The following is a 3,767-nucleotide window of genomic DNA, read 5'->3' on the forward strand; positions in this document are numbered from 1 at the left end:
GCGACCTCGAACACGCCGACGTCGCAGACGACCGCGGTGGCGCCGGCGGCGCGCAGGTCGTCGGCCTGGTCGGGGTTGCGGATCAGGCCGACGGCGGAGTCGCCGCGGCCGGCGAGGTGCCGCTGGAGCAGCAGGGCGATCTTGCCGTGGCCTCCGGCGATGACAACACGCATGGGCCCAACCTACCGGCGGCGGTGTCGCCGGGCTTGACCTTGACCTGTGGGCAACCCCCAGGGTGGTGCGTGCCGGTCGCCGTGACCGGCGCGAGGAGGATGCCGACGTGGGGTTGCTGACCATCGGGGCGTTCGCCCGGGCGGCGGGACTGACGCCGAAGGCGTTGCGCCTGTACGGACGGGTGGGGGTGCTGGCGCCGGCCGCGGTGGATCCCGAGTCGGGATACCGGCTCTACGACCCGCGGCAGGTGCCGCTGGCCCGGCTGGTGGCCCAGTTGCGTCGCATCGGCATGCCGCTGGCGCAGATCCGCGCCGTGTGCGACCTGGAGCCCGCGGCGGCTGCGGAGGCGGTCACCGCGTACTGGCGGCAGGTGTCGGTCGACACCGCGGCTCGCGCCCGGCTCGCCAGCCTCCTCGTGGATCACCTGCCGGTTGCTGGCCGTCGCCGACGGGGTGCGAGGGCCTGATCGCCGCCGACGCCGAGCGGGAGCACCGGCAACTCGGCGTGGTGGGCGTCAGCGGCCCGGGTGCGAGCTGGACCGGCCCGGCCTGCCACCCGTGGGCCGGCGGGCGGACCGGCGACGGCTGGGCCGCGCAGGGCAACGTCCTCACCGGCCCGGAGGTCGTCGACGCGCTGGGCGACGCGTGGCTGGCCTCCTCGGCGCTGCCGTTCGCCGAGCGGCTGGTCGCGGCGCTGCGCGCCGGTGACGAGGCCGGCGGGGACCGGCGCGGCCGGCAGAGCGCCGGCCTGCTGGTGGTCGAGCGCGGCGGAGGGTACGGCGGCACCAGCGACGTGCTGATCGACCTGCGGGTGGACGACCATCCGGACCCGGTCACCGAGCTGGGTCGGCTGCTGGCCGTGCACACCATGCTGTTCAGTCGGCCCGACCCGGCGACCCTGCTCGACCTGAGCGGCGCGGTCGCCGACGAGGTGGCGACGTTGCTCACCGCGCTCGGTCACCCGGTCGGCGACGCCGGGACGGAGGCGGCGCTGGTCTCCTGGGCAGGGCTGGAGAACCTGGAGGAGCGGTTGGTGCCGGGGCGCATCGACCCGGTGGTGCTCACGCACCTGCGGGGCGTCGCCCCGCACGTTCCCGCGCCCCGACCGGCGAGCTGACCGGCCGGGCCGGCCCCGCACGTTCCCGCGCCCCGTTCGGCGGGCTGACCGGCCGGGGCGGCGTCAGCGGCACCCGGTGACGAGCCAGCGCGGGCGACTCGCGACGGCGGTCGGGGTCAGCGGCCGAAGGCGAGCCAGCGGAAACCGGCGGCGTCGATCGCGGCCCGTTCCAGGACGGTCAGTGCCGCACGGCCGGTGGTCTTGCGGATCAGGGTCAGCCGGTCCCAGCCCAACGCGGCCGGTGCGGGTCGCCCTGCGGTGAGCAGTTGGGCGATCACCGCGGCCGCACGCGGGGTGAGCCACGGCGGGCGGTCCAGCGCCGCCGCCAGGTCCAGGCCGTGCACGCCCACCTCGACCACCCGGGTCCGCAGGAACTCGGTGAGGAGCATCGCGTCGCCGTGCCGGGTCCGGACCACCCGATCGGGCGGGGCCACGGCGACCGCCGCGTCGGCGGCCCGCCAGGCCCGCTCGAACCCGGTCGCCAACGCCTCCCGGTGTACCTGCCGCGCGTCGCGGCGGCCGCCGGCGATGCGGTCGGCGTCCACCTGCGGGGTGAACTTCGCCGCGCCGAAATACCGGGCGGCGTCCACCTCGGCGCGCGGCGGGGCGGGGGCGGCGAGCATGTCGGCCAGCCGTCCGGCGCCGGTGCGCACGTGCGCGAGCAACTCCCGGACGGTCCACGGCGGGCAGGGGGTGGGCCGGTCGAGGTCGACGGCGTCCACCTCGGCCAGGATCTCGGTGAGCCGTACGCACTCGGCACGGAACGCCGCGCGAACCGGGTCCACCGGTCGGCTCAACCCTTGACCCGGGGCACCAGCCGGTGCACGACGGTCAGCACCAGCGCCATCACCAGCGCCATTGTGCCGGCGATGCCGGCGGCGCTGCCCGCGTACCCGACGAAGAGCGGGCGGCGGCTCAACTCCTCCGGGCCGGTCCCGCGCAGGTCCACCAGCCAGGTGAGGGCCAGTCCGGAGGCGATCAGGGCGAGCACGCCGGCCACGCCGAGCACGACCGCGGCGACGCGGTGGGCGTCACCGGGCGCGATCTGGGCCTGCTCGCGTTGGGTGATCAGCAGGACCAGTCCCGCCAGCGCCGCCCAGACGCCCACCACCAGGTAGGCGGCGACCGCGTCGCTGGGTCGGTGCCAACCGGCGGACAGGGTGGCCACCCCGGCGATGGCGGCGTAACTCGCGCCGACGAAGGCGCCGACGGCCCGCACCTTGGGCGGCAGGACGAGCATGAGCGCGACCGCCACCGACGCGGCCACGGCGGTGTGCCCACTGGGGAGGCTGTTGCCCACCGCGGCGCGCTCCGGGTCGAGGCCGAGGTCGGGCCGGCTCAGGCCGTACTTGAGCAGTTGGGTGGAGACGTTCGCCCCGGCGATGAGCAGGGTCGCGGTGACGGCCAGGGCGATCCGCCCCCGGATGAGCGCGATGAAGCCGATCATCGCGGTGGCGGCGAGCAGGGAGACCACCGACATCGCGTTGAGGATCCGGTCCACCGGCCCGTCGATGCGGTCGTGGCCGATCTCGTTGCCGGTCAGGGCGACCGTGTCGACCCACTGACCGATCTCGGTGTGCACGGCCACCCGCCAGACGGCAAGGAAGGCGGCCGCCTGGACGAGCGCCAGTACGACCAACCAGACCGCGGTCCAACCCCGTGCCGTCGCGCGCATCCGCACACCGTAGCGGCCGGCGCCGGCCGGTCGGCCGGTGGCCCACCGGCTCCCGGCGGTTAGGTTGAGGCGGAGGCGAGGAGGTGGCGGTGGGCGGCACACCGGAGCGGGAGTCCGGCCAGGTCGAGCCCGGCCCGGACCGGGCGACGACGGCCGGTCGGCAGGCCGGCGGAGCGGCCCCGGCCGAGTCCCTGGCGGACCTGCTGGGTGGGCGGCGGGGCGCGGTGGACGCCACCCTGCCGCCGGTGGCGTTCGCGCTGGGCTGGCTGATCGGCGGCGAGTCGCTGTGGGCCGGGGTGGGCGCGGCGCTCGCCGTGGGCGTCGTGGTGGCCGGCGTACGGCTGCGGCGGGGCGACCGGCCGCGCTCGGTGCTGATCGGGCTGCTCGCCGTCTGCGTCGCGGCGCTGATCGCGGTGCGGACCGGCCGGGCCGAGAATTTCTTTCTGATCCAGTTGCTGTCGAACGCCGCCAGCGCGCTGGCCTGGGCCGTGAGCATCGTGGTGCGCTGGCCGCTGCTGGGCGTGCTGGTCGGCGCGGCGCTGGGCCAGCGGGCCCGGTGGCGGCGGGATCCGGCGCTGCTGCGCGGGTACGGCCGGGCGAGTTGGGTGTGGACGGCGACCTATGTGGTGCGGGTGGCGGTGTTCGTCCCGCTGTACCTGAGTGGGCAGGTGCTCGCGCTCGTGGTGGCCCGGATCGCGTTGACCTGGCGCCGCGCGCAGGAAATCAATGGACCGGGCGGCCACGTCCGGTGCGGCGTGCGAGTCGCGGGGCAACTCGACGGCGACCAGCCCGCGGTAGCCGG

4 protein-coding genes and 2 pseudogenes are annotated in these 3,767 nt (G+C 76.2%); 3 read left to right on the plus strand and 3 right to left on the minus strand.

Annotated features, from left to right (window positions below; translation table 11 throughout):
• Nucleotides 1–173, minus strand: a 173-nt coding sequence (locus AB0J68_RS29030; RefSeq protein WP_363941696.1) for an NAD(P)H-binding protein, incomplete at its 3' end; no start/stop codon positions are given.
• Between the two features lie 107 nt (nucleotides 174–280).
• Here AB0J68_RS29030 and AB0J68_RS29035 point away from each other — a divergent pair.
• Nucleotides 281–601, plus strand: a pseudogene (locus AB0J68_RS29035) (MerR family transcriptional regulator); the annotation flags it as partial.
• Between the two features lie 32 nt (nucleotides 602–633).
• Nucleotides 634–1,290: pseudogene (locus AB0J68_RS29040) on the plus strand (DUF1028 domain-containing protein); the annotation flags it as partial.
• 116 nt (nucleotides 1,291–1,406) lie between these two features.
• Here the strand turns inward: AB0J68_RS29040 and AB0J68_RS29045 are convergent.
• A complete protein-coding gene (locus AB0J68_RS29045; protein WP_354858536.1) occupies nucleotides 1,407–2,075 on the minus strand; it encodes a maleylpyruvate isomerase N-terminal domain-containing protein in 669 nt (222 codons plus the stop codon).
• An 8-nt stretch (nucleotides 2,076–2,083) separates the two neighbouring features.
• Complete coding sequence (locus AB0J68_RS29050) at nucleotides 2,084–2,971, minus strand: phosphatase PAP2 family protein (RefSeq protein ID WP_354858533.1); 888 nt, start codon at nucleotides 2,969–2,971, stop codon at nucleotides 2,084–2,086.
• Nucleotides 2,972–3,156: 185 nt separating this feature from the next.
• Between AB0J68_RS29050 and AB0J68_RS29055 the strand changes: the two genes are divergently transcribed.
• Nucleotides 3,157–3,767 (plus strand): DUF3159 domain-containing protein (locus AB0J68_RS29055; RefSeq protein ID WP_363941699.1); only part of this gene is annotated, 611 nt, incomplete at its 3' end.

It is taken from the genome of Micromonospora sp. NPDC049580, assembly GCF_040675595.1.
Classification (GTDB): domain Bacteria; phylum Actinomycetota; class Actinomycetes; order Mycobacteriales; family Micromonosporaceae; genus Micromonospora.